Origin of the sequence: Pseudomonas sp. MD330_10, assembly GCF_042610415.1 — a bacterium.
In the GTDB taxonomy this organism is placed as follows: Bacteria; Pseudomonadota; Gammaproteobacteria; order Pseudomonadales; family Pseudomonadaceae; genus Aquipseudomonas; species Aquipseudomonas rhodesiae.
Genome location: NZ_JBHGZU010000015.1, coordinates 40,513 through 64,726, shown reverse-complemented (window position 1 = coordinate 64,726; position 24,214 = coordinate 40,513). Strand labels below are relative to the sequence as shown.

The window sequence follows — 24,214 nt, the reverse complement described above, 5'->3', positions numbered from 1 at the left end:
AATTGTGTAGGCAGTCACCAAAGCAATTGTCAGATCAAGCTATGATTGCGCCCCTCCAAGCACCAGGATCAAGGACACCTCATGCGCATCGGTTTTTTGTCACCTCTGGCACTGGCCCTGCTGGCCGGTCTCTCTGTGCAGGCCCAGGCCAGCTCCGACGATTCGTGCTACCCCGACTGGCGTGTTTCCCGCGACACCCTCGACCCGTGTAGCAACCAGCCTTTCCTCAGCCCTGGCAACGACAGCCGGGTCAACCTGCGCATGCTGCTGGCCGACAAGAAAAATACGGGCCTGACGCCCAATGCCTTGAGCGAAGATGACCTGGCCGAGGGCTTCGGCCCGGTGCCATTCCCGGTATATCGCTTGTCGCAGGGTGGCGGTACGGACACCGAGCCCGATGACGGCGCAGACACATCGTCCACCGCCGAACTGGACAACCTGCTGCAACCCCTGGGCATCAAGCGCGAGGACTACACCACCGCCGGCGAGGCGTTTGTCACGGGCGAGGGCAGCCGTTGCCGCAGCAACGACGACGACAGCGCCACCGCGTTTGTGCGCCAAGTGGTCAAGGCCGATATGCCGGCCGCCGAACGCGAGCTGCTGGTCAAAGCCCGCCTGCAACTGCTCACCACCTGCGAGTGGGACGGCCCGGTCGTGGCGAATGCACAGCAACTGCAATCGACCGACGGCCAGCAGCTGTACACCTACCTGCAAGCCGCCGCCGATTTTTATAGCGGCCGTTTTGCCGAAGCCGAGCGCGGCTTCAGCGCCGCTCGCAGCAGTGCCCTGCCCTGGCTCAAGGAAGCCGCGCTGTACATGACCGCCCGCACTGCGCTGAACCAGGCCCAGGCAGACGCGTACGATGCCGACGGCGTGCCGACTCTGGCGCGTGTGGATAAGTCGGCGCTGGCCAATGCCGAGCAAGCCTTCGATAGCTACCTGAGTACTTATCCACAAGGCGATTACAGCGCCTCCGCGCGCGGCCTGCTGCGGCGGGTCTACTGGTTGGCCGATGATGGCAGCAAACTGGCCGAGGCGTATGCCTGGAGCCTCACGCAAGCCAGCGACGCGCAGCGCAATGTGTCCGAGGATGAGCTGGTGGAAGAGGCTGACCTCAAGTTGTTGATGGTCAACAGCCAGCCAGTGAAGACGCCGATGATCCAACTGGTCAGCGACCTGATGGTGATGCGCGGCGGCAACCAGCCGACCTTGTCCCGCGCAGACCTGGAAAAGCAAAAGGCACTGTTTGCCAGCGAACCCGAACTCTACGATTACCTGCTGGCGGTGTGTGCGTTGTACATCGAGCACCAGCCGGATGCCGCGCTGAAGCAGCTGCCGCAAAGTGTGCCGTCGAGCCTGAATTACTTCGCCTTCAGCCAACAGACCCTGCGCGCCCTGGCGCTGGAAGCCAAGCAAGATTGGAAAGGCGCCCAAGCGCTGTGGCTGCAATTGCTGCCACTGGCCAAACTGCCGTTGATGCGCGATCAACTGGAATTGGCCCTGGCCATGAACTACGAGCGCAGCGGCCAGTTGGCCGAGGTGTTTGCCGCCGACTCGCCGATCAGCGCCAAGCAAGTGCGCTACAGCCTGTTGCGCAACGTCGCCGGGCCTGAGCTGCTGCGCCAACAGATCGCCCAGGCCAGCGACCCGGTGGAGCGCCAGACCGCGCAATTCGTGTTGCTCTACAAAGACCTGCTGCGCGGCCAGTTCGCCACCTTTGCCGAGGACTTCAAGCAACTGCCGACCCCGGTGCCCGAAGATAAGTTGAGCAGCAGCCTGGGCTATGTCTACAGCGAAGGGCAGACGTTGAAACTGTTCCAGTGGAACGGTGAAAAAGCCGCCTCCGGCTACACCTGCCCGGCCATCGCGCAAACTGCCGCGACCCTGCAAACCGAGGCCAAGAACCCCCAGGCCCTCAACTGCCTCGGCGAGTTCATCCTGCGCAACAACCTGGACGGCATGCCGCTGGAACAAGCACGCGCCGCCGGCAGCCTGGGCAGCACCGCGTCGGACTTCAAAGGGGCCACCTTCTCGCGACTCGACGGTTACAAGCAGGTGATCGGCGACGCCAAGGCGCCGAAGACAGACAAGGCCTATGCGCTGTTCCGCGCCATCAACTGCTACGCGCCGGCCGGCTATAACAGCTGCGGTGGGCAGGACGTTGAACCGGCCGTGCGCAAAGCCTGGTTCCGCCAGCTCAAAAGCGGCTACGCCGACACCCAGTGGGGCAAATCGCTGCAGTACTACTGGTGAAACACCTGTGGCTCGGCTTGCTGATGCTGGCGAGCCCGGCCTTCGGTGCCGTCGACGCCCGCGACTATGACGCCTTCTGGCTGTGGAGCGGCGTCAAGTCTCAAGCGGTGCTCAAGCAGGCCAAGACCCTCTACATCCTGCAGGGCCAGATCAACTCTACCCGCCGCGCCCCCCAGCGCGGCGTGCAGCTGATCGCCCAGGGCATGAGCGTACCGCGCTTGACCCAGGGCGAGGTCTGGGTGGTATACCGCGCCCACACCTTGCGCTGGCCCGAACCGATCTACACCCAGCTGCTCGGCCAGGTGCAACGCTGGCGCGACGCGGGCAACCCGGTAATAGGCATTCAGATCGACTTCGACGCCCGTACCCAATACCTGCACGAATACGCCGACTTTCTGCGCGACCTGCGCCAGCGCCTGCCCGCCGACTTGCGGCTGAGCATCACCGGCCTGATGGACTGGAGCAGCAACGCCGACCCGGCCGCCATCGCCCAGCTCAAAGGCGTGGTGGATGAAGTGGTGGTGCAGACCTATCAAGGCCGCCACAGCATCCCGGATTACGCCGCGTACTTGCCGCGGATGAATCGGCTGGGGTTGCCGTTCAAGATCGGCTTGATTCAGGGCGGTGAATGGCAGGCGCCGGGGTATTTGCAGAGCAATGAGTGGTTTCGGGGGTATGTGGTGTTTTTGCAGAATCTTTGATTCCTTTCTTGACAGGGCTAGCCCTCCATGCAAGAAATCGTCCACGGTCCATGGACAGTGGACAGCCGCTTCAGGGAGCCCTATGAAAAGTCAGGATATCGTTATCCTCTTCAAACTGATTAGCCTGGAACTACAGGCGGTGAAAGAGCGGGCCACCGGAAAAGAGGCCGAAACGCTTGTTTTCCTTGCAGGTAGTGAGTGGAAAGGTTGGGAGGATAGCGACGGCGACACGCTCCCGACTAACAGTGATAGCTACTCCGTTCGAGCACTGTCTGCGTCGTTGGCGTTGAGCAAAAGCGAGGTATCGAATTCTCTGAATCGCTGTCGAGAGATCGGCCTTATTCACACAAACCGCCTCAGCGGGCAGCCTCTGGTAAGAAGAGAAGCCCTTCTGGACTTCGTGAAATATGGCATTCGCTACGTATTTCCCGCAAAGCCTGGCGCCGTCGTTCGCGGAATTCCAACAGCATTCGGGGCCCCTATCCTGACGGGTAAAGTCATGAGCGGTGGCGATCTCATCCCCGTGTGGCCAGATGCGTATGGCAAAAGCAAAGGTCAGGAAATCGCGCCCTTGTACAAAACTGTTCCTGGGGCGGTAAAAAAAGACGAGCTTCTCTATCACTTCCTGGCTCTAGTCGATGCAATTCGCATCGGCGGACCGCGCGAGACCAAGGTAGCCGATGCACTGCTGAGGGAGTTGATCCTTTGAATTCAGTTCGGGAAATGATGTTGCAAATGCTTGAAGCGGTCGCCGACGCATTGGGGGCAGAGCTACGCCAGCAAGTGGCCTTTGTCGGTGGGTGTACAACCGTCCTGTTGATTACCGACGAATACACACAAGAATCCATCCGCGGTACCGATGACGTGGATCTGGTCATCCACCTGACCAGTACTGCCGCTTGGTATCGGCTTGAAGAAACCCTTAAAACCAAAGGGTTCAAAAATACAGGCCAGGACACGGTCACCTGTCGCTTGCGTCTAGGAGCGCTGAAAGTCGATTTCATGCCAACCGATGAAAAAATACTGGGGTTCTCCAATACTTGGTTTGTCGGAGGGCTGGAAAATGCGATTGATTACACATTGCCTAATGGAACGCCTATCAAGGTGTTCGCAGCCCCTTGGTTTCTTGCCGCAAAACTCCAGGCATATCTAGGCCGGGGCAAGGGCGACCTACTGATGTCCAACGATATTGAAGACATCATCGCTCTGCTGGATGGCCGGGAAGAGCTAATTGCAGAAACAAAACACGCACCTATCGAGCTACGACGCTTTGTGGGCGAGGAGCTCTCGTCTCTGCTCAGACTCACTGCTTTTCAGGATGTGATTCAAAGCACCGCTCAAGACCCCGATCGAGAAACGTTGATTTACGAGCGCCTCGATAGACTGATTGAGTTCGGGGTGCGCATTTGATTCTGCATTCCAGTGTCAGTCGGCAAGGTATCCACAGAGCAGAAAACCGTGACGCCTGCGGTTCGGCACGCAATGCAGATTCATATCTCTACGTGATTGCCGACGGTACGTCCAAACCAGGCAGTGGCGAGTTGGCGCGAGCCCTGAGCCACCATCTGCTGGACACCTTTTCTCACTCAGCGACTGCCGTCGCGGCCTGCACAGATAAGGCTTTGGCGCTGACACTCACATCACTCAATCGAGTGCATTCAAATCTATGCCCGGACTTCCCCTTTGCCGCCGCCAGCTATCTTGCGCTACTGGTAGTCGGTCAAACCGCCATATCCATTCATGCAGGCGACTGTTGCCTTGGATATCTGGAAAAAGGTCAGTATCTGAATTGGATAAGTCCACCCCACTGCGGCCCCAACTGGAAAGGTGATCTGAGCCATTCACTCATCGCCAACAGCCCTGCGCGGAAAACTCTGCTCAACTGCATGAGCTACCGCCGCCGCCATGAGCCTCACATTCAATCCTTGCAGATAATCAAAGACACAACATGGATCATGGCGACGGATGGGTTCTGGGCCGAACTGTCTGTCCAGAACCAACTCAGGGCCATTGCACAGCAAACCCTTAACGGCTGTTCAACTCACGACGACACCACCTTCATGCTGTTGCGATCTTAGGCACCTGGCTACCAGTCGTACGTCAGGCTCGACACCGCCGTCCGTCCTTGCCCGTAATAGCAATCCAGATCGCTGGTGCACTGCGAAACGTAGGTCTTGTCGGTGAGGTTCTGCACGTTCAGCGCCAGTTTCACGCCTTTGAGTTTCAGCGGCGAGCGGCTTAGGTCGTAGCTCAGGCTGGCGTCATAGACGCTATACGAGGGCACGCTGAAGGCGCCTTCGTAGTAGTCGCCCAGGCTTTGGCGGGCGTAGCGCACACCCAGCCCCGCGCCGAGACCGGCCAGCGGGGTGTCGCCAAGCACGGTGTAATTGACCCACATCGACGCCGTGAGCGGCGAAATGCCTGCGGGGTGGCGGCCTTGGCGACCGTCGTTGTCCTTGGTGTATTTGATGTCATTGCGCGAGGCCGACGCGATGATCTCCCAAGCGTCGCTGAGCGCTGCCTTGGCTTCCAGCTCCACGCCGCGTGAGCGCATGGCGCCGCTTTGGGTGCTGTAGGTGGTGTCCACCGGGTTGGTGGTGAGCACATTTTCCTGGTCCAGCTGATAGACCGAGACCTGCACAAAACTCTTCTGGCCGGGCGGCTGGTACTTCACGCCGACTTCGTACTGATTGCCGGTAGACGGCTCGAACGGCTTTTTATTTACGTCGGTGCCCGCCAGTGGCAGGAAGGATTCCGTGTAGCTGACAAAGGGCGCCAGGCCGTTATCGAACAAGTACACCAACCCCGCACGACCGGTGAACGCCTGGTCTTTGCTGGCAAAGCGCGTGTCGGTCAGGGGTTCTTTGTTCACCACGTTGGCCCAGTCATAGCGCCCGCCCAGGACCAACGCCCATTTATCCAACTTGATCTGGTCCTGAACGTACAGGCCGGTCTGGGTGATGGTGCGATCCCACCGATATGGCTGGCCAAAATTCAGGCGCTGCCCATAGACCGGCTTGAACAGGTCGATGATCGGCGGGTTGCGGTCATACAGGCCATGGAACAGCGAGCCGGAATGGTAGTAATCCAGGCCCAGGATCAGGGTGTGGGACAACGCGCCTGTGTCGAATTCGGCCTGAGCGATGCTGTCCACGCCAAACACTTTGTTGTTTTGCGCCCAGTCCACACCGAAGCGTTGCAGGTAGCGTTGGTCCTGCACACCGGTGGCCGGGTTGGCGACGAAACGGTAGCCGTGCAACGGCGCGGTGTAACGGTCGTCCACCTCGGCGTAGCGCGCATTTTGTTTGAGGGTCCAGGTGTCGTTAAGGCGATGGGAAATCTCGTAGCCCAGCACGTACTGCTCGCGGTTGTATTGGTTGACGCCGGGCTCGCCGATAAACACATCGCGCTTGATCTTGCCGTTGGGGTTGGCCCACAAGGTGCCGGACGCCGGCAGGCCTTGGGCTTCGGGCACACCTTTGTCTTTCTGGTACTGGGCGAACAGCGTCACATGGGTGTCGTCGTTGGGTCGCCAAGTGAAGCTGGGGGCGATGAACTGGCGCTTGTTCTCGACGTAGTTGATCTCGTCCTGCCCATCGTTGGCCAGGCCGGTCAGGCGATACAGAAATTGCCCCTGCTCATCCAGCGGACCGCTGAGGTCGATGGCCGCGCTTTTATGCTCGTAGGTGCCGGCTTCCAGCACCACTTGGTGTACCGGGGTTTCGCTGGGGCGCTTGCTGACCATATTGACGATACCGCCCGGCTGGTTTTGCCCGTACAGCACCGAAGCCGGGCCTTTGAGGACTTCAATGCGCTCCAGGGAATAGGGCTCGATTTGCAGCGCGCCGCCGGTGCTGCCACCGCCATAGGGCAGGTGCAAACCGTCGAGGTACAGGGGTGTGGGCGAGAAGCCCCGCGAGGTGGGTTCATCGAACAACTTGACCCGGTCGGCGAAGCCGCCGGCGCTCATGCCCGGCGTGTACAGCAATGCCTGGGTAACGCTCTGGGCACCGCGGGCCTTGATCTCGGCGGCAGTGATCACGTTGATAGTCTGGGGGATTTCCACCAGTGCCGAATCGGTCTTGCTGCCGGAGGCGCTGCGGGTGGCAACGATACCGTCCACCGGGCCCCAGGCGCTTTCCTCGGCTTGCTGGGCGCTGATCTGGGTAGCCCCGAGTTGCAACGTGCCGTCAGACGCGCTCGCCTGCAACGACCAACCGCCCTGGGATTGCATCGCCACCAGGCCGCTGCCCGCCAGCAACCGCTCCAGACCGGCCCCCACCGCATAACGCCCTTGCAGACCGGCGCTGCGCTTACCTTCCGTAAGCGTGGCATCAACCGACAACAAGATGCCCGAGGCACTGGCGAAACGGTTCAACGCCTGGTCGAGACTGCCCGCCGGGATGGCGTAGGTACGCACTTGTTCAGTGGCTTCGGCGGCATAGGCCAAGGTCGGCAGCATCGGCGCGGTCGCCATGAGGCCGACAAACAGACCATGGCGCAGGGCGCGGGCCAAGGGTTGGATTGGGTGGTGCGGCATTGCAGGACTCCCCGTGAGAACGCTTCTTGATTGGCTTTCAAGAGGTATCCCGAACGGGATGGAGAAACCGACAAGCGCCAGAGAAAATATTTTCAGACACGAGCCTTGATCGTCACCCAGTAGCGGGTGACTGCCTGGACGAGCACCGGTAACGAGCGCTCCAGGGCGGCAAGGATCGCGTCGGTATCGTTCAACGGGAAAACACCGGTGAGTAACAGCCCGGACACGGCCGGATCGCACCGCAACAGGCCAGGACGATAGCGACTCAACTGCGTAACAAATTCGCCCAGCGGCTGGCGTTCGGCGATCAGGCGATGCTCGGTCCAACTGCTGCCGTTGGCGCCCACCGCAGGTAACGCAAGGGTCTGGCGCTGATCGAACCACAGGCTGTCACCGGCGTTCATCTGCACCGCAGCGCCGTGCACCGGGGTCACGCGCACGCGGCCTTCATACAGGTCTACACGGCTGCCCGCGTCCAGTTCGCGCACGCCAAAGCGAGTGCCCAGCGCCTGCACATCGCCGGCCGCCGTTTCCACGATCAGCGGGCGCAGTGCATCGTGGCCGCTGGTCAGCAGGATCTCGCCTCGGATCAGGCGAATACGTCGCTCAGTGGCGCTGAAACGCACATCCACTGCGCTGTCGCTGTTGAGGTCCAGACGCGTACCGTCGCTGAGGGTGACGTAGCGGATCTCACCGGTCGCCGTGCGATGTTCGGCGAATGCCGCTTGCCAAGGTTCACTACGCCGCACCAGATAGCCGCTGCCGCCGACCATCAAGAGCGCGCCGAGCAGCTTGAGGGCGGCGCGGCGCTGGGTGTCCGGCGTATCGCGTAGCACCGCGCGGGCACTATCGGCAGGAACGCCGCCGAGGGTGTGCTGCAAGTGCTGCAAACGTTGCCAGGCGCGACGGTGTTCCGCATCGGCGGCCTGCCACTGGGCAAAAGCGTGGCGTTGCTCGCCGTGCAGCTCGCCGCCCCAATGCAGCATCAACCACTCGCTGGCTTGCTCGACAATGGCCGGGGCAATGGGTGCGTCATGTTTCATTCTTCGTAGACCACCTGGTAACAGGCGACGATGGCGCGGGTCATGTATTTCTGCACCGAGCTGATGGTGACACCCAGGCGCTCGGCGATCTGCGCGTAGCTCAACCCCTCGAATTGCGATAGCAGGAAGGCCCGGCGCACGTTGTCGGGCATGCGGTCGAGCATGGCGTCGATCTGCATCAGGGTTTCAAGGATCAGTGCGCGGGTTTCCAGCGACGGCGACTCCGGCTCCGGCAGATGGGCGATGCTCTCCAGATAGGCGCGTTCGATACGCAGGCGCCGCCACTGGTCAATCACCAGATTGCGCGCGATCTGCGCCAGATAGCTGCGGCTTTCCTTGTCACCTGGAAAACGTCCGGACACCAACAGCCGCAGGAACGTGTCCTGGGCTACATCGGCGGCGTGCTCTCGATCGCCCAGGCGCTTGCGCAACCAGCCTTGCAGCCAGCCGTGATGGTCGCGGTACAGAAGATGAAGCTGTTGCTGGCCGTCAGTCGCGGTGTCCATGAAAAGCTCAGATACACTATTGAGAGCAATTATCATTACACCTTATTTCGTTACTGACAAAACTCTTTGTCGATCAGCCCCCTGCCGTTTGCAACGGATATACCGATTCCCACCCGCCCCCCAAGGCTTTGTACAACCCGACCATGGCCAGGGACACGCCGGTGGAACTCTCCACCCATTGCTCCTGGGTCGCCAGCAGCGCGCTTTGCACCGTGAGCACGTTGACGAAGTCCACCACGCCTTCGACGTATTGATGTTGCGCGGTGGTGAGGGCGATCTGGTTCTGGCGCACGGCTTCGGTCAGGCTGTCGCGGCGCAGTTGGCTGGCGTTGTAGCGGGTCAGTTGATCGTCGATTTCATGCCAGGCGCGCAAGACGGTCTGCTGGTAGGCAATCGCCGCTTCCTGCTGTTGGGCTTCGCGCAGCTCGACCATGCCTTGCAAGCGTCCGCCATTGAACAGCGGCAGGCTCAGCTGTGGGCCGAAGGCAAAGGCGCGTGAGCCCCACGCACCGAAATCCGACAGTTGCATGGCCTGGGAGCCGAGGCTGCCGGACAAGGTGATGCGCGGGTAGAAGTCGCCCTTGGCCACGCCGATGTTGGCGGTGGCGGCGTGCAGTCGCGCCTCGGCCTGGCGGATATCGGGGCGACGCTCGGCCAATTCAGACGGCAGGCCAATGGCGACCTGGCGCTGGGTTTGCGGGACGGCAGCAGCCTTGGACAACTGTGCATGCAGGGCTTGCGGCGGCTCGCCCATCAGCAGGCTCAAAGCGTTGATCAACTGATCCTGACGCTGTTGCAGGTCGGGCAGGCGTGCTTCGATGGCGGCGACCTGGGCGGCGGCTTCGGCCACATCCAAGTCAGTCGCCACGCCGTCGGCCAGGCGCAATTGCGAGAGCTTGAGACTGTGTCGCGCCACGTCGAGGTTTTGCTCGGTGACGGCACGGATGTTCTGCACTCCGCGCAGTTGGATGTAGTCCTGGGCGGTTTCAGCCAGCACTGACAGCAGCACGGCGCGACGGTCATTCTCCGCGACTTGCAGCGTGGCGTCGGCCGCCTCGGTTTCGCGTTTGACCCGGCCCCAGAAGTCCAACTCCCAGGCGGCGGAAAACCCGGCGTCCCACTGGTTGAACGCGGCGCGGCCATTCTCGCCGGACGGGTCGTTGAGGCCCTCACCACTGTTGCGTTTGCGCTGATAGGCGCCGGTAGCGTTGACGCTCGGGTAGCGCTCGGCAGTGGTTACCTGGCGCACCGCACGGCTTTGTTGCAGACGGCTGCTGGCCAGTTTCAAGTCGAGGTTATCGCTGAGGGCGCGCCGGGTCAGGGCCGACAATTGCGCGTCGTGGAACACGTCCCACCAGCGCTCCTGCAAGGGGTCGCTGACGGCATGGCTGGCAGCCTGACGGCCTTGGGGTTCGGCCCACTGCGCGGGCTGCGCGCTGTGGGGGCGCTGGAAGTCCGGGCCGACGGTGCAGGCGCTCAGGCTGATCAGGCCGAGGGTGAGCCAGGCGAGGTGTCTCATTGCTGGGCTACCTCGCGCTGTGGCGCTACGGCTTGAGTATCGACGCTGGCTTCCACCGACATACCGACCCGCAGACGCTCGGTCAGCGGCTGATTGGGCTCAAGCACGATCTTCACCGGAATACGCTGCACGACTTTGGTGAAATTGCCGGTGGCGTTGTCCGGTTTGATCGAGGCGAAGGTCACTCCGGTGGCGGGCGCCAGGCTTTCCAAGTGGCCGTTGAGCACTTCACCGTCGAGGCTGTCGACGCGCACCTGCACGGCCTGACCGGCATGCATGTGGGACAGCTGGGTTTCCTGGAAATTGGCCACCACATACGCCTCGGCCAACGGCACCACCGCCAGCAACTTGCTTCCCGGTGTTACGTAGGCACCGACCCGTACCGCGCGCTCACCGACCATGCCATCCACTGGCGCGACAATGCGTGTGTAAGACAGCTGATAACTGGCCATTTCCAGCGCCGCTTGGGCACGTTTAAGCCCACCCTCGGCGGCATCACGCAGAGCCGTGAGGATTTCCACCTGCTTGCGCTCGGCCGCCAGCACGGCCGTGGCCTTGGCCAGGCGAGCGGTGGCCTGGTCGATGCGGGTCTTGGCTTGCTGGGCGTTCTGCACGGTGCCGGCGCCAACACCGGCCAGGTGGTTGTAGCGATTCAGTTCGTGTTCGGCGAAGGCCACTTCGGCGCGATCCGCCGCCACCGTGGCCTGAGCCTGGGCGATCACCGAGGTTTGCCGCTCCAGTGTCGCGGTGGCGTTTTTCAGTTGGGCTTGGGCCACCAGTGTGTCGGCATCGGCGGCCTGAGCGGCAGCGCGAAAATCGCGGTCGTCGATCAACGCCAGCAGTTGCCCGGCTTTGACGCGCTGGTTGTCTTCCACCAGCACCTCCTTGATGAAACCGGCCACGCGCGGCGCTACCTGGGTGAAGTCAGCGGCGACAAAGGCGTCGTTGGTGGTCTGCTGTCGGCTGCCCAACAGCCCAGGGGCAGCCAGGTACACCAGCACGCCGACGGCGAATACGGCGATGGCCGACACGGCAATTTTGTCTTTGCGTTTCATGGAAATTCCTTTGTGCTAGGTCGGTGCGCGCGGCGGATAGATCCGCGTGGGCATCCAGAAAATCAGCAGGATCAACGCCGCCGCCACCGCGGCCATGACGTAGTACAGATCCGAAGAAGTGAGCACCACGGCCTGCTCATGCAGACGGTGCGCCAGGCCCGGGGCATCGGCGTCGGCCAGGGGCGAATTACCGAGGCCGTCCACCAGCCTGCTCGAATGAAAATGCACCCGGCGGGTCGTCAGCACATCCAGCACACCCGTGGCGATCACGGCGGCGAGGCCTTTGACGGTGTTGAACCAGGCCGAGGCGAATGGGCCTTCCACCGGTTGGATACTGCCGGTGGAAAGCATCAACAACGGCAACACGGCCATGGGCTGTCCGAAGATTTGCAGCAGGTACAGCACATAGAAATCGTCGCGAATCCACGCCGAGGTCAGATGCGCGCTGCCCACACAGGACAGCACCAGCATGCCCAGCCCCGCCCCCAGCACCCAGCGGCAATCGACCCAGCGCAGGTTGCACAGGGCAGCCACTAGCGGCAGCGCGATCAGTTGCGGCAGCGCCATCAGCAGCATCAGCGGTGCGGTTTGCAGCGGCCGGTATCCCTGCACCTGAGCGAGAAAACTCGACGGGATGAGGATCACCGAGGTCAGCACCATCAGCACGCCCGCCAGCACGATCAAGGCAAACGCGAGGTTGCGCAGGCCCAGCATCTGCAGCTTGAAAAACGGCAGCGGCTGCGACCATTCGTTGAACAGGAACAGCACCAGCAAGGGGAGCCCGCAGAATTCGGAAAAAATCGTACGCTAAGGTTTTCCGGGCAACCGTAGCGGCCTGAACTTCCCGTCCTCCAGCCTGCGGCTCTGCCGCCAGACGTAATCGCCGGTCAGGTTGATGTGTTCCCAGCCCAGCGGCGACAGGTATTGCAGCAACTCACCGTTCACCGGCTTGCCGACCTCGACCAACCCCTGAGTGGCGCGCTCCAGGTACACCGTGTTCCACAACACAATGGCGGCCGTCACCAGGTTCAGGCCGCTGGCCCGGTAGCGCTGCTGCTCGAAGCTCCGATCCCTGATCTCGCCGAGGCGGTTAAAGAACACCGCCCTGGCCAGGGAGTTGCGCGCTTCACCCTTGTTCAGTCCAGCATGCACGCGGCGGCGCAGTTCGACGCTTTGCAGCCAGTCGAGGATGAACAGGGTGCGTTCGATCCGGCCCAGCTCGCGCAGGGCCACGGCAAGGCCATTCTGGCGTGGATAGCTGCCGAGCTTTCGCAGCATCAGCGAGGCAGTGACGGTGCCCTGCTTGATCGAGCTGGCGAGGCGCAGGATGTCGTCCCAATGGGCGCGGACGTGCTTGATGTTCAGGGTGCCACCAACCATTGGGCGCAATGTCGGGTAGTCCTGGACGCTATTCGGCACATACAGCTTGGTTTCGCCGAGGTCGCGGATGCGCGGTGCGAAGCGGAAGCCCAGCAGGTGCATCAGGGCGAAGACGTGATCGGTGAAACCGGCCGTGTCGGTGTAGTGCTCCTCGATCCGCAAGTCGGACTCGTGGTACAGCAGGCCGTCGAGCACATAGGTGGAGTCACGCACGCCGACATTCACCACGCGGGTGCTGAACGGTGCGTACTGGTCGGAGATATGGGTGTAGAACAGTCGCCCCGGCTCGCTGCCGTACTTCGGGTTGACGTGCCCGGTGCTTTCGCCCCGGCCGCCCGCCCGGAAGCGCTGGCCATCGGAGGATGAGGTGGTGCCGTCGCCCCAGTGGGCGGCGAAGGCATGGCGGTACTGGTGGTTGACCAGCTCGGCCAGGGCCGCCGAATAGGTTTCGTCGCGGATGTGCCAGGCTTGCAGCCAGGACAGCTTGGCGTAGGTCAGGCCGGGGCTCGACTCGGCCATCTTGGTCAGCCCGAGGTTAATCGCATCGCCCAGGATTGCTGACAGCAGCAATGTCCTGTCTTTGGCCTCGGCACCGTCCTTCAGGTGGGTGAAGTGGCGGCTGAAACCCGTCCAGTCGTCCACATCCATCAGCAGTTCGGTGATCTTGATGCGCGGCAACAGCTGACTGGTCTGGTCGATCAGCGCCTGCGCGGTATTGGGCACCGCAGAATCCAGCGGGGTGATCTTCAGCCCGGACTCGGTGAGGATGGCATCGGGCAGCTCGTTGTCCTTGGCCAGCCGGGTTACGGTGGCCAACTGCTCGTCCAGCAGCTGTAAGCGCTCTTCCAGGTACTGGTCGCTGTTCGGGTTGATCGCCAGGGGCAGGGCCTGTTCCCGCTTGAGCGCGGCGAACTTCTCTGCCGGCAGCAGGTAGTCGTCGAAGTCGCGGAACTGCCGTGAACCCTTGACCCAGATGTCACCGGAGCGCAGGGCGTTCTTCAGCTCGGACAGCGCGCAGATTTCGTAGAAGCGTCGGTCGTGGCCTTCCGGGGTGATCACCAGCGGCTTCCAGCGCGGCTTGATGAAGGCGGTAGGGGCATCCGCCGGCACCTTGCGCAGGTTGTCGGCGTTCATCTCGCGCAGGGTCTGCACGGCCGCCAGCACGCCTTGCGCGGCCGGTGCAGCGCGCAGTTCCAGCACCTCCAGCAGGGCCGGCGTGTAACGGCGCAGGGTGGCGAAGTTCTCGCCGACCAGGTGTAGGTGGTCGAAGCCCTCCGGCCGGGCCAGCAGCTCGGCCTCGCTGACGCTCTCGGTGAATTCGTCCCAGGGAATCACCGCCTCGATGGCGGCGTACGGATCGCTGCCGTTTTCCTTTGCCTCCAGCAGAGCCTGGCCGATCTTCGAGTACAGGCGCACCTTGTCATTGATCGCCTTGCCCTGCTTCTGGAACTGCTGCTGATGCTTGTGCTTCGCGCCGCTGAACAGCTTGACCAGGATGCGGTCGTGCAGATCGACCAACTCATCAATCACAGTCGCGGTGCTCTCCAGCACTACGGCGGCCAGGGTCGCGTAGCGCCGCTGCGGCTCGAACTTGCCAAGGTCTTTGGGCGTCATCTGCCCCCCTTCGCGGGCCAGCTTGAGCAGGCGGTTCTGGTGGATGTGCCGGCCCAGCCCTTCGGGCAAGTCCACCAGCTGAAATGTCTTCAGCCGCTCGATGTGCTTAAGCATGTGCCGAGAGTTGGGTTTCAGCGGTGCCTGGCGCAGCCAGGTCAACCAGGTGATGCTGCTGCCGGCCTTGAGCTTCAGCAGTTCGTCCAGCTTGGCACGGTGCGAGTCCGTGAGTGGTTCGACCAGGGCGCGGTAGACCCGCCGATTAGCCCGCGCAATGGCCTCCGAGCAGGCCCGATCAATTACGCTCAGCGCCGGCAGGATGCGCCGCTTCTGCCGCAGGCTCTCCAGAGCCTGGCTGGCCAGCAGCAAGCCCTTGTCGGTCTGCTGGGCCAACTCGGTCAGCTCGCGCACGAGGTTGCGGAAGTCGGACAGGCCAAACGGGGCCAGTTGCAGGTAGGTGCGCAGTTCATGGGCGTGCTCGCGGCGGGTCACGTCGCGTTCGCCGTACTTCGCCCAACTCGCCGGGTCGGCCTGAACCTGCTTGGCCACCCACAGGATGACCGGCTCGGGCGGCTCGCTGTCGGTGCCCAACGCATAGCCGGGGTAGCGCAGCAGGCTGAGCTGCACCGCGAAGCCTAGGCGGTTGGCGTCGCCGCGCCGCTGGCGGATCAGCGACAGGTCGGAGTCGTTGAAGGTGTAGTAGCGGATCATGTCATCCTGGCTTTCTGGCAACGCAAGCAGGGTGTCCCGCTCCGTGGCCGAGAGGATCAAGCGACGCGGCATGTATCAGTCGTCCGTGCGGAGGTACTGGTAGAGGGTTTCCCGGCTGATGTTGAACTCGCGGGCAAGCTGCGCCTTGGGCTCGCCGGCCGTCGCTCGCTGCCGCAGGGTAGCAGCCTGCTCATCGGACAGGGCTTTCTTGCGGCCTCGGTACGCGCCACGCTGCTTGGCCAAGGCGATACCCTCACGCTGCCGCTCGCGGATCAGGGCGCGCTCGAACTCGGCGAAGGCACCCATCACCGACAGCATGAGGTTGGCCATCGGCGAGTCCTCGCCGGTGAAGACTAGGCCCTCTTTCAGGAATTGGGGTTTGGGGAGCAATGGAACCAAAAACCAACGTAAGCCCTACCAACGCTTTTCGGTGTCTTCTTCCCAGGCGCCCATCTCGACAAAACAGTTGCGCATGTCGGCCTCCTGGCTGATCTCGGTCAGCAGGTCATGCACGCTCTTGTCCAGCTCATCGTCGCTCCGATACGGAATGGTCAACTCATAGTGGCCGGCATCCAGCCGCTTCATGCCATAGGGCTCCAGGCAGTAGCGCTCAATGTTCTCCGTGGCCCGCTTCCGGCCGCGCACGAACTTGCTGTTATTCACCACCGCGAGGCGCAGGGTGACGGTGGCCACCCGCTCGGCGGCGGGCGGCTCTGCCGGCGACGCGGCCGAAGGCTGCTGGTCGCGTGACCTGGCGCTCTTCTGGTACGCGCCGATCTCGACACCACGGTGGCGCAGGTAGCTGTACAGCGTGCTCTTGGAGATGTGCAGCTTCTCGCCGATCGCGCTGACGCTCAGGCGACCTTCGCGGTAGAGGGTTTCGGCCGCCATGGCGGTGGCCTCAGCCTTGGCTGGCAGGCCCTTGGGACGGCCACCGATCCGGCCACGCGCCCGTGCGGCCGACAGACCCGCCTGAGTCCGCTCGCGGATCAGCTCGCGCTCGAACTCCGCCAGCGAGGCGAACAGGTTGAACACCAGGCGGCCTTGGGCGTGGGTGGTGTCGATGGGGTCATTCAGGCTCTGTAAGCCGACCTTGCGCTCTGCCAGCTCGCCGACCAACTCGACCAGGTGCTTGAGGGAACGCCCAAGGCGATCCAGCTTCCAGATCACCACGGCATCACCCGGCCGCACGTTGGCCAGCAGTTTGTCCAACTCCGGCCGGGCGCTTTTCGCGCCGCTGGCGATGTCTTGGTAGATGCGTTCGCACCCGGCCTGTTTCAGGGCATCGACTTGTAGGTCGGCTTTCTGATCCCGAGTGCTCACTCGCGCATAACCGATCTTCATCAAAAGTACTGTTTACTCGACTACGTTAGTAATAGTTGAACTTTGATTAAGCGTACCAGTTATTTGAACCGTAGCGCGGGGAGCTTAACGAACCGAGCTGTCGTTCAGAAGACGGCTGCACTGAACGTCAGAAGCCGACTGCACTATAGCAGCGGAGGGGTTGGATCCATCAGGCAACGACGGGCTGCTGCCGGCCAATAGCCGACAATGACGACACTGGAAATCCCCGCCTGTGAGCGTCGGCTCAGGGCGGGACAGCGTCATCCAGCTACCTGCGCCACTGACTCAGCCTTGTCCAGCCGGCCGCGCCGCACGAACAGACTGACCAGCCGTTGACGGATCGCCACCTGGAGTTCCGCCAGTTGTTCCGGCGTGATGCGAATTTCACCCGCTCGACGAGCGCAACACCGGCGCCGCCTACGCCAAGAACCGGCGAATCGAACTCAAACTCACGAACCGCTGAGCGCCGCGTCACCGCGCTGCTGCGCCAGCCAGTCGCGCGGGGCGCAGCCCATGCGCACGCGGAAGGCGCGCGCCAGAGCGTTCGGGCTGCCGTAGCCGACGCGGTCGGCCACCACCGCCACCGGCCGCCCCTGCTTGAGCAGGGTGCAACTGACGTTCATCCGCCAGTCGGCCAGATAGTCGCCCGGCGTGACGCCCACCGCGTCCTTGAACGCGGCGGCGAAGCGCGCGCGTGACATGCCCGCCTTCGCCGCCAGCGCCTCGAGCGACCACGCGGTCTGCGGCGCATCGTGCATGGCGGTTATGGCGCGCGCGAGTTTCGGGTCGGCCAGGCCCGCCAGCAGTCCGGTGGCGCCAAGCCGCCCATCCATCAGATAACGCAGCAACTGGATCAGTAGCAACTCGTACAAGCGGTCGATGGCGGCCTGCCGACCGCACTGGTCGCGCTCGGCTTCGGCAAACAGCAACTCTAGCGTCGGCCCGAGGCCGGGCAAGTCCGCCAACGGAATCAGCAGCATCGACGGCAAGGCCATGGCCAACGGATTGCCCGTCGAAGCGCCCAGGTCGACCTCCGCACACAACAGCTCAGCGGTATCGCCGGGGGCGGCGACAAAACGATGCGACGCCACGCGCGGATAAAACAGCAGGCTCGGCTCGGTAACCAGCAGATCTTCATGCACGGGCGAACGCGCCGTAATCGGGCCGCGCCGCACCAGATGGATATAGCCATGCGGCGCCGCGTAATGATGCTGCCCACAGAAGGCGCCGCTGTGAAAAACGCGCGCCGAAAGCGAGTAGTGCCGGAGCAAGCCGGCCAGTCGATCCGCCATTCCACTCTCCATATAAGACGATAGGTTACGTATTTGATACTTTACGTGCCATATCGTACCAAACAAAGGGCGATCATGCCCACGTGCTCTTGCACCTCACCCACTACGGAGATAGACATGACCCAAATCGCCCCCCTGACCATCGACACCGCTGACGCCGCTACCGCTGCCACACTCAAGGCCGTCAAAGCCAAGCTTGGCATGGTGCCGAACCTGTTCGCCACGCTGGCCCACGCGCCGGCGGCGCTCAATGGCTACCTCGGCTTGTCCGAAACGCTGGGCACCGGCCGCCTGAATGCCTCCCAGCGCGAGATCGTTGCGCTCGCTGCCGGTCAAGCCAATCGCTGCCAGTATTGCCTGAGCGCACACACCCTGATCGGCAAAGGTGCCGGACTGTCGGCAGAGGCCATCGCCGCGGCCCGCACCGGCCAGGCGGCCAACGCACTTGACGATGCAATCGCCGGCTTTGCCCGCGCGCTGGTCGAGCAACGCGGCGTGGTGTCGGCCGACGCCATGGCCAACTACCGCCGCGCGGGGCTCGACGACGGCCTGATACTGGAAGTGATCGCCAACGTCGCGCTGAACACGCTCACCAACTACACCAACCACATCGCCGACACCACGGTGGATTTCCCCGTGGTCGCCGTCTGATCTCCATAGGCATATAAGGAGAACACGATGAAAATCGCACTCACCGGCGCTCTGCTCGCCAGCGCCCTCGTCCTGCCACTGGCCGTCACGGCCGGCGACTTTTCGCCCTATGTGGGGTCGTCTCAGAAAACGGAAAATAAAGCACTCTAAGAGTCGCTAACACCACTGCCCAAGAGACCCGCATGAAGCAGTTATGCTTCATGCCCTCATGGCAAGACAACCCGTTAGCAAAGAACTGTGGCTGCAGTTGCAGCCCCTGATCCCCACCTTCACTCCCTCCGCCAAAGGTGGCGCACGCAAGCTCGCAGTGAGCGATGAGGCCGCCCTCAACGGCATCTTGTTCGTGTTGCATACCGGCATTCCATGGGAAGACCTCCCACAATCCCTTGGCTATGGCAGCGGCATGACTTGCTGGCGGCGACTTCGGAATTGGAGCGCAGCAGGGGTTTGGCAGAGGTTGCACCAGGCCATGCTGATGCGTTTGCGTGAACACGACCAGATCGATTGGAGCCGGGCCAGTATTGATGGCTCTTCGGTACCAAGCCCCCGGGGGGCCAGGAAACAGGCCCGAACCCCACCGACAGAGGAAAACTCGGCTCCAAGCGGCACATCGTCGTAGACGCCAGAGGCATCCCGCTGGTGGTTCTTGTCAGCGGGGCGAACAGACATGACTCCATGATGTTCGAGCGGTGCTTGGATGCGATCCCTGGCGTTGCAGGCCTGCAGGGTCGACCTCGCAAGCGACCAGCGAAGCTGCATGCTGACAAAGGCTATGACTACAAACGCTGCCGTGCCCATCTGAGGCAGCGAGGCATATCCAGCCGCATTGCCAGGCGCGGCATTGAAAGCAGCGAAAGGCTGGGCAAACATCGCTGGGTAGTGGAGAGGACGCACGGATGGTTTGCTGGCTTTGGCAAACTGCGAATCCGCTTTGAAAGGCGCCTTGACATCCACGAAGCGCTTTTGAAGTTGGCAGCCGCGATCATCTGCGCACGCTTCGTGGATAGGTGGTGTTAGCGGCTCTAAGCCGATGGCGTAGGTGGCACTCATCGTGTCACGTGCGGGCAAGCAGCTTCTCGCCATCGGGGCGCAACTCGCCCTTGGGCGAAATGTGCCGGTACAGGGTCTGCCGTGTGATTCCAAGCTCCAGACACAGGTCACCCACCTTGGTTTCTGGCTGGCCCATCGCGGCCATGGCCAGCCGCAGCTTGGCTGCGGTCATCTTGAACGGACGCCCGCCCTTTCGACCGCGCGCCCGCGCCGACGCCAGGCCGGCAATGGTGCGCTCGGCAATCAGTTCGCGCTCGAACTCGGCTAGTGCCGCAAAGATGCCAAAGACCAGCTTGCCAGCTGCCGTCGTGGTGTCGATGGCAGCGCCATGTCCGGTCAGCACTTTTAGCCCGACACCGCGCCCGGTCATATCGTGCACGGTGTTGATGAGGTGACGCAGGTCCCGACCCAGCCGGTCGAGCTTCCAGACCACCAGCGTGTCACCTGGCCGTAGCGCTTTGAGGCATGCGACCAGACCGGGGCGGTCCTCGCGCTTGCCGGACACCTGATCATCATAGAGGTGGGCCGGATCGACGCCGGCAGCAACCAGCGCATCGCGCTGCAAGTCCGTCCCCTGGGTGCCGTCAGCCTTGGATACCCGCATGTAGCCAATTTGCATATTTTGTCCTGTCACATATACGTTCGATTATGTGACAGTTTGCATCGGGAAGCTCTGCACGTCAAAATTTGTCACTTAACCCGTCATTCTGTCTAAGGCATGCAAAGGGTAGGCTAGGCTCATAATGTGACAGAAATTCCGGGGGGATGCCTTCCTTCGCGAAGGTGGCGCGCAACTGTTCCAAGGAAGCGGGGTCGCGCCGACCATAGGAAGCCAACGCGAACAGCGAGCGTGCCGTCTCGGGGTTGTGTCGTGCTTCAATGATGGCCTCATCAATGGCCTGGATTGCACGCTGCCAGTGATCGACGGGTTCGGGCTTCGGCGCTTTCGCCGGCAGGCCACTGGTGAACCCGGTTTGGGGCTCGGACCAGAATAGCTTTGCGTGCTCGCCTGGCGGGCTTATATCCCTCACCTCAATCAAGCTGATTGCCGTTGCCGCCGCCTCCAGCATCTGCAACCGTACTGCCGGGTTCAGGGTTTCATACGGTCGCCACAGACTTTGCCCAGCACGCAGCGGATGCCCGCAGCATTCCCAGATTTGGCGGAGATACCCCGCGTAGGTGCCGCACGTCGAAAGCGGGGTGTTCAGCTCATCGAGCAGCGTGCGTAGCAGCCTAAACCACAATCCGGCGTGGATGCGTCGGCGCGGCAACTCCACGTGGCCGGTCGTCAGTGCCTGCCAGGTACGCTGGTCCATCGCCGCAATCGCGTCGCTGGCAGTGCGCGGTTCGGCGTCGGCGTTCTCCCAGCCGAGAAACCGCCCTGGCACGCCCCAATAGGATTCCAGCCAGCAGCCATGCAGTGGGCAGCTCAGCATCAGGGGCAGCTTCCACGCGAGCAGTACGGCTTGGTTCTCCGGATCGTTCAGGCAGAGCGGACAGGCGCGGTGTATCGGTTGGGTGGGCAGCCAGGCACGCCAGCTCGTGATGGATCGCGTCTTACGGCGGAGTCTCGGCAGCAGTACCGAGAGCTGGAACGCATAGGTTTCCAATGCGGCTGGAATCTGATCATCAAGGCTGTCCAGTAGCCAAGGCACCCAGCCGGCGAAACTCATGCAGCGCAGCCGATCCAGCTCGATACCGCTCCGCTGGGAGAGCATCGCCAGCAGCGCCAGTGGTGGCGCGGTGTCCAGGTCATCAACCTGGCCGTGACCAAGATCGTGCTCCAGCAGCTCGGACACTTCCATGTGATAGCAAAGGGCCACGCGGTTGAGCCACGAAGACAGGGCTTCGGCTTCCCTGGGTGCCGGATGCAGTGGCCAGCGTGGCGCTGGCTTCACATCAGTTCCCGCTCGAATTGCCGCCGCCGCTCGCTGGGACCGGTGTAATCGGCCATGCTGAGCGTGCGGTGGTTGATCGCTTCCTCACCACTCTCCACGGCGGCCACGGCCGCCGCCATCAATAGGTGCGCCAGCTCGCCAATAGTGCCCTCGCTGCGCGTGAGCAGGTAGCGAGCCATGTCCAGCGTGGCAATCGACGAAGGTCGCCGCAGCGGGAGCGAAGCCGCGAAGCTGGCCAGCAGTGAACAGCAATCGTCGTTGGCCTCCCACACCGGCAGCATCATCGGCTCGAAGCGATTTTCCAACTGGTCATCCGAGCGGATGGCCAGGTAGGCGTCGCGTGTGCCCACACCGACCAGCGGGATGCGCAATTCGTTGCCGAGGAAGCGCAGCAGGTTGAGGAATTCCCGGCGGTTGACGCTGTTGCCGGCCAGGACGTTGTGCAGCTCGTCGATCACCAGCAAACGCACACCGAGCTTGCGCAGCAGTGTCAGCGCCAGTTGCTCTATTTCCGGCAGCCGTGGGCGCGGTCGCAATGGTGCTCCCATCGCCGCGAGCAGCGCGACGTAGAAGCGGATCACCGATGGCTCGGACGGCATCTGCACGACCAATACCGGGATGTGCTCCTGGTCGGCGTCGGAGCTGGCCGGGTGGGCGCGGCGGAACTTCTCGACGATCATCGACTTGCCGTTGTTGGTTGGACCGACCAACAGCAGGTTGGGCATGCGTTGTTTGTTTGGCCACGTATACAGGGCTTCCAGCCGGTTCAACGCCTCGACTGCTCGCGGATAGCCGATCCAGCGGTCGGCGCGAAGGCGATGGATGCGCTCGTCCGCCGGGAGACGGGCCAAGCCCTGGGCCGCCGGCAGCAGGTGGGACAGGTCGATGATGGGATATTCGTCCACGGCTACCACTCCTCAATCTGGTCGAACGGTTTGGCAGGTGGCTGGTTGTCCGCCTGCGGGTCTGCCATGTCCGTGTCCGCTGGTGGCGTGGTTTTGACAGGTTGTTCCGTTGACTTGAGATGCTGGCGTCGATCCGCGTCGCGCCGCGCCTTGCGCGTGGCTTTCTGCGCAGTGGTCACGATTTCGCGCATCTGCCCGATCATGCGGAACAGCGCCGACTCATCCACCTGTTCGCGCCCTTGCTGCCGCAATTTCGCCAGCGCCTGCCGTTGTTCCCAGAGGGTGACAGCCGGGTGCGACAAGGTACGGTATGGAATTTCCAGATAGTGCTGCCCCTCCGGCTCCAGCACCCAAATGCGGCTGATGTCGCGTGGGTCGCGCCGGATCAGGAACGCAGGCAGGCGGTCGCGCCGAGCTATCCACGGCTTGAGCGCATCGGCGTAGTAGTGGATGTGGTCGATGACGAAGCCAGTGCGGGTCAGGGTGCGGCGGAGGACGGGCAGGAAATCGACCAGAAAAGCCGTGGTGCGAGTGATGACGGTTGGAACGCCGGTACGCGCGACAGCTTCGGCCCAGCGTGCGGCCGGCGGTTGGAGCAGGCCGTTGTGCACGGAGCCGTGATAGGTGCCAACCGCCAATGCGAGCCAGCGTTCCAGCTCGCGCAGTGTCAGGGCGGCCATCTTCTCGGAGGCGTATTCCCCGCGCTGGTCAGGGTTGGAGAAGGTCGTCCCCGGCAATTCGTCGTGGATCATTTGCATCGCCGTGCCGATGATCCGTTCCACGATGCCGCCATAGTGCGGCTGCCCGAGAGGCCGATAGTCCAACCGGATGCCATGCTGCTCGCAGCCACGGCGTAGCGCCTCGCTCTTGAATTCGGCCGCGTTGTCCAGGTAGAGCAGCGCGGGCTTGCCGCTCATCGGCCAGTCCATTTCCACGTCCAACCTTTCCAACCAAGGGCGCTTGTCGCAACCGGCGTGTGCGAGGCACAGGCCGACCGAGACGGCAGATGGCGCTTCTAACGTGACCACCATGCCAACCACGCAGCGGGTGAACACGTCGATGGCGAGGGTCAGGTACGGACGGCCAATCGGTTGCCGGTCGCGCTCGTCCACCACGATCAGGTCGATGACTGTGTGGTCGATCTGTACCTGCTCCAGCGGTGCGGAGACTGGCGGAGGAACACCGCCAACACCTTGCAGGATGCGGGACGCATCCTGGCCTTCCCGAAGTCGAGTGGTCTTGAGTGGATCAAGGCTGGCGATCCGCAACGCGACCGTGTTGCGCGCCGGCATCCGCAGCTTTTGCAGCTTGCACACCCGCGCAACTTCACGGTGGAACGCCGCCAAGCTGCGCTTCTGCTTGGTCAGGAAGCGCTTTTGCAGTAGCTCGCGGATGATTCGTTCGACCGACTCCGGCAAGCGGCCTTTACCTTTGCCACCGCTCGACTGTCCAAGAGCCAAATCAGTGACCAGCCCCGAACCTTGCCGGGCACGGCGGATCAGGACGTAGACCTGCCGCCGGGACAGACCCAGCGCCTGGGCTGCTGCGTCGGCCGCTTCATGCCCGACCGTCTCCGACTGCGCCAACGGCCCAATGATCTCCGCGCGGCAGCGAGCACGCTCCCATGCCTGTTCTGACAGGGTGGCTACGCCGCGCTCGGCAATCGGTACGGTATCGGTCGCCATGCTCGCCTCGCTTTGGTGCACACGAGTATTGAGCATAGACGAGTTTCGTGCAGAGGAGTCCTGATATCGG

Annotated in this window: 20 protein-coding genes and 2 pseudogenes; 8 read left to right on the top strand and 14 right to left on the bottom strand. The window is 62.7% G+C overall.

Annotated elements, in window-relative coordinates; genetic code table 11:
• The first annotated feature begins 81 nt into the window (after positions 1–81).
• From ACFZPT_RS20615 to ACFZPT_RS20595, 5 genes are all read left to right on the top strand, one after another.
• The gene (locus ACFZPT_RS20615) at positions 82–2,253 is read left to right on the top strand and encodes an outer membrane assembly lipoprotein YfiO (protein ID WP_099312400.1); all 2,172 of its coding nucleotides are present in this window, start codon (positions 82–84) and stop codon (positions 2,251–2,253) included.
• Entirely contained in the window at positions 2,250–2,954 is a 705-nt protein-coding gene (locus ACFZPT_RS20610) for a DUF3142 domain-containing protein (protein ID WP_034095253.1), read from the top strand. Before ACFZPT_RS20615 ends, ACFZPT_RS20610 begins: the two co-directional genes overlap by 4 nt.
• An 82-nt stretch (positions 2,955–3,036) precedes the next feature.
• Entirely contained in the window at positions 3,037–3,663 is a 627-nt protein-coding gene (locus ACFZPT_RS20605; RefSeq protein WP_034111216.1) for a hypothetical protein, read from the top strand.
• Between the two features lie 26 nt (positions 3,664–3,689).
• Positions 3,690–4,364, top strand: a complete 675-nt coding sequence (locus ACFZPT_RS20600) for a hypothetical protein (RefSeq protein ID WP_236238724.1) — start codon at positions 3,690–3,692, stop codon at positions 4,362–4,364.
• Positions 4,361–5,032 (top strand): serine/threonine protein phosphatase, encoded by a 672-nt coding sequence (locus ACFZPT_RS20595; protein WP_034111212.1) that lies wholly within the window; start codon positions 4,361–4,363, stop codon positions 5,030–5,032. The genes ACFZPT_RS20600 and ACFZPT_RS20595 overlap by 4 nt, the downstream gene beginning before the upstream one ends.
• An 8-nt stretch (positions 5,033–5,040) precedes the next feature.
• Here the strand turns inward: ACFZPT_RS20595 and ACFZPT_RS20590 are convergent, their stop codons facing one another.
• From ACFZPT_RS20590 to ACFZPT_RS20545, 10 genes and pseudogenes are all read right to left on the bottom strand, one after another.
• Positions 5,041–7,494 carry a TonB-dependent siderophore receptor gene (locus tag ACFZPT_RS20590; protein WP_099312397.1) on the bottom strand — a complete coding sequence of 818 codons (2,454 nt, stop codon included), beginning with the start codon at positions 7,492–7,494 and terminating at the stop codon, positions 5,041–5,043.
• Between the two features lie 92 nt (positions 7,495–7,586).
• Positions 7,587–8,537 (bottom strand): FecR domain-containing protein, encoded by a 951-nt coding sequence (locus ACFZPT_RS20585; protein WP_034095248.1) that lies wholly within the window; start codon positions 8,535–8,537, stop codon positions 7,587–7,589.
• Positions 8,534–9,043 (bottom strand): sigma-70 family RNA polymerase sigma factor, encoded by a 510-nt coding sequence (locus ACFZPT_RS20580; RefSeq protein WP_034095247.1) that lies wholly within the window; start codon positions 9,041–9,043, stop codon positions 8,534–8,536. The genes ACFZPT_RS20585 and ACFZPT_RS20580 overlap by 4 nt, the downstream gene beginning before the upstream one ends.
• A gap of 73 nt (positions 9,044–9,116) precedes the next feature.
• Positions 9,117–10,562, bottom strand: coding sequence for an efflux transporter outer membrane subunit (locus ACFZPT_RS20575; protein WP_379555608.1), 1,446 nt, complete (start codon positions 10,560–10,562; stop codon positions 9,117–9,119).
• Positions 10,559–11,617 (bottom strand): HlyD family secretion protein, encoded by a 1,059-nt coding sequence (locus tag ACFZPT_RS20570; protein WP_099312393.1) that lies wholly within the window; start codon positions 11,615–11,617, stop codon positions 10,559–10,561. Before ACFZPT_RS20570 ends, ACFZPT_RS20575 begins: the two co-directional genes overlap by 4 nt.
• A gap of 15 nt (positions 11,618–11,632) precedes the next feature.
• Positions 11,633–12,400 (bottom strand): annotated as a pseudogene (locus tag ACFZPT_RS20565) (EmrB/QacA family drug resistance transporter); the annotation flags it as partial.
• A gap of 24 nt (positions 12,401–12,424) precedes the next feature.
• Positions 12,425–15,391, bottom strand: a complete 2,967-nt coding sequence (locus ACFZPT_RS20560; protein ID WP_011005944.1) for a Tn3 family transposase — start codon at positions 15,389–15,391, stop codon at positions 12,425–12,427.
• 3 nt (positions 15,392–15,394) lie between these two features.
• Positions 15,395–15,694 (bottom strand): annotated as a pseudogene (locus tag ACFZPT_RS20555) (helix-turn-helix domain-containing protein); the annotation flags it as partial.
• 39 nt (positions 15,695–15,733) lie between these two features.
• Entirely contained in the window at positions 15,734–16,663 is a 930-nt protein-coding gene (locus ACFZPT_RS20550; protein ID WP_003150544.1) for a recombinase family protein, read from the bottom strand.
• A gap of 449 nt (positions 16,664–17,112) precedes the next feature.
• Positions 17,113–17,955 (bottom strand): AraC family transcriptional regulator, encoded by an 843-nt coding sequence (locus ACFZPT_RS20545; RefSeq protein WP_047306875.1) that lies wholly within the window; start codon positions 17,953–17,955, stop codon positions 17,113–17,115.
• A 117-nt stretch (positions 17,956–18,072) separates the two neighbouring features.
• Between ACFZPT_RS20545 and ACFZPT_RS20540 the strand changes: the two genes are divergently transcribed.
• The 3 genes from ACFZPT_RS20540 to ACFZPT_RS20530 all read left to right on the top strand — a co-directional run bounded on the left by ACFZPT_RS20540 (position 18,073) and on the right by ACFZPT_RS20530 (position 19,623).
• Positions 18,073–18,606 carry a carboxymuconolactone decarboxylase family protein gene (locus ACFZPT_RS20540; RefSeq protein WP_020309197.1) on the top strand — a complete coding sequence of 178 codons (534 nt, stop codon included), beginning with the start codon at positions 18,073–18,075 and terminating at the stop codon, positions 18,604–18,606.
• Positions 18,607–18,633: 27 nt separating this feature from the next.
• Positions 18,634–18,756, top strand: a complete 123-nt coding sequence (locus ACFZPT_RS20535) for a hypothetical protein (protein ID WP_256213827.1) — start codon at positions 18,634–18,636, stop codon at positions 18,754–18,756.
• Between the two features lie 58 nt (positions 18,757–18,814).
• Positions 18,815–19,623 (top strand): IS5 family transposase gene (locus tag ACFZPT_RS20530; RefSeq protein WP_099421609.1). Its coding sequence is split into 2 segments (ribosomal slippage): positions 18,815–19,145 and positions 19,145–19,623, totalling 810 coding nucleotides; the frame shifts between segments, so codons are not numbered across the junction.
• A 37-nt stretch (positions 19,624–19,660) separates the two neighbouring features.
• Here ACFZPT_RS20530 and ACFZPT_RS20525 read toward each other — a convergent pair.
• The 4 genes from ACFZPT_RS20525 to ACFZPT_RS20510 form a co-directional block, all read right to left on the bottom strand.
• Complete coding sequence (locus ACFZPT_RS20525; RefSeq protein ID WP_047306878.1) at positions 19,661–20,275, bottom strand: recombinase family protein; 615 nt, start codon at positions 20,273–20,275, stop codon at positions 19,661–19,663.
• A 61-nt stretch (positions 20,276–20,336) separates the two neighbouring features.
• A complete protein-coding gene (locus ACFZPT_RS20520; RefSeq protein WP_009288528.1) occupies positions 20,337–21,554 on the bottom strand; it encodes a TniQ family protein in 1,218 nt (405 codons plus the stop codon).
• Positions 21,551–22,459 carry a TniB family NTP-binding protein gene (locus tag ACFZPT_RS20515; protein WP_013741668.1) on the bottom strand — a complete coding sequence of 303 codons (909 nt, stop codon included), beginning with the start codon at positions 22,457–22,459 and terminating at the stop codon, positions 21,551–21,553. Before ACFZPT_RS20515 ends, ACFZPT_RS20520 begins: the two co-directional genes overlap by 4 nt.
• Before the next feature lie 2 nt (positions 22,460–22,461).
• Positions 22,462–24,144 (bottom strand): Mu transposase C-terminal domain-containing protein, encoded by a 1,683-nt coding sequence (locus ACFZPT_RS20510; protein ID WP_011494284.1) that lies wholly within the window; start codon positions 24,142–24,144, stop codon positions 22,462–22,464.
• Positions 24,145–24,214 lie beyond the last annotated feature (70 nt).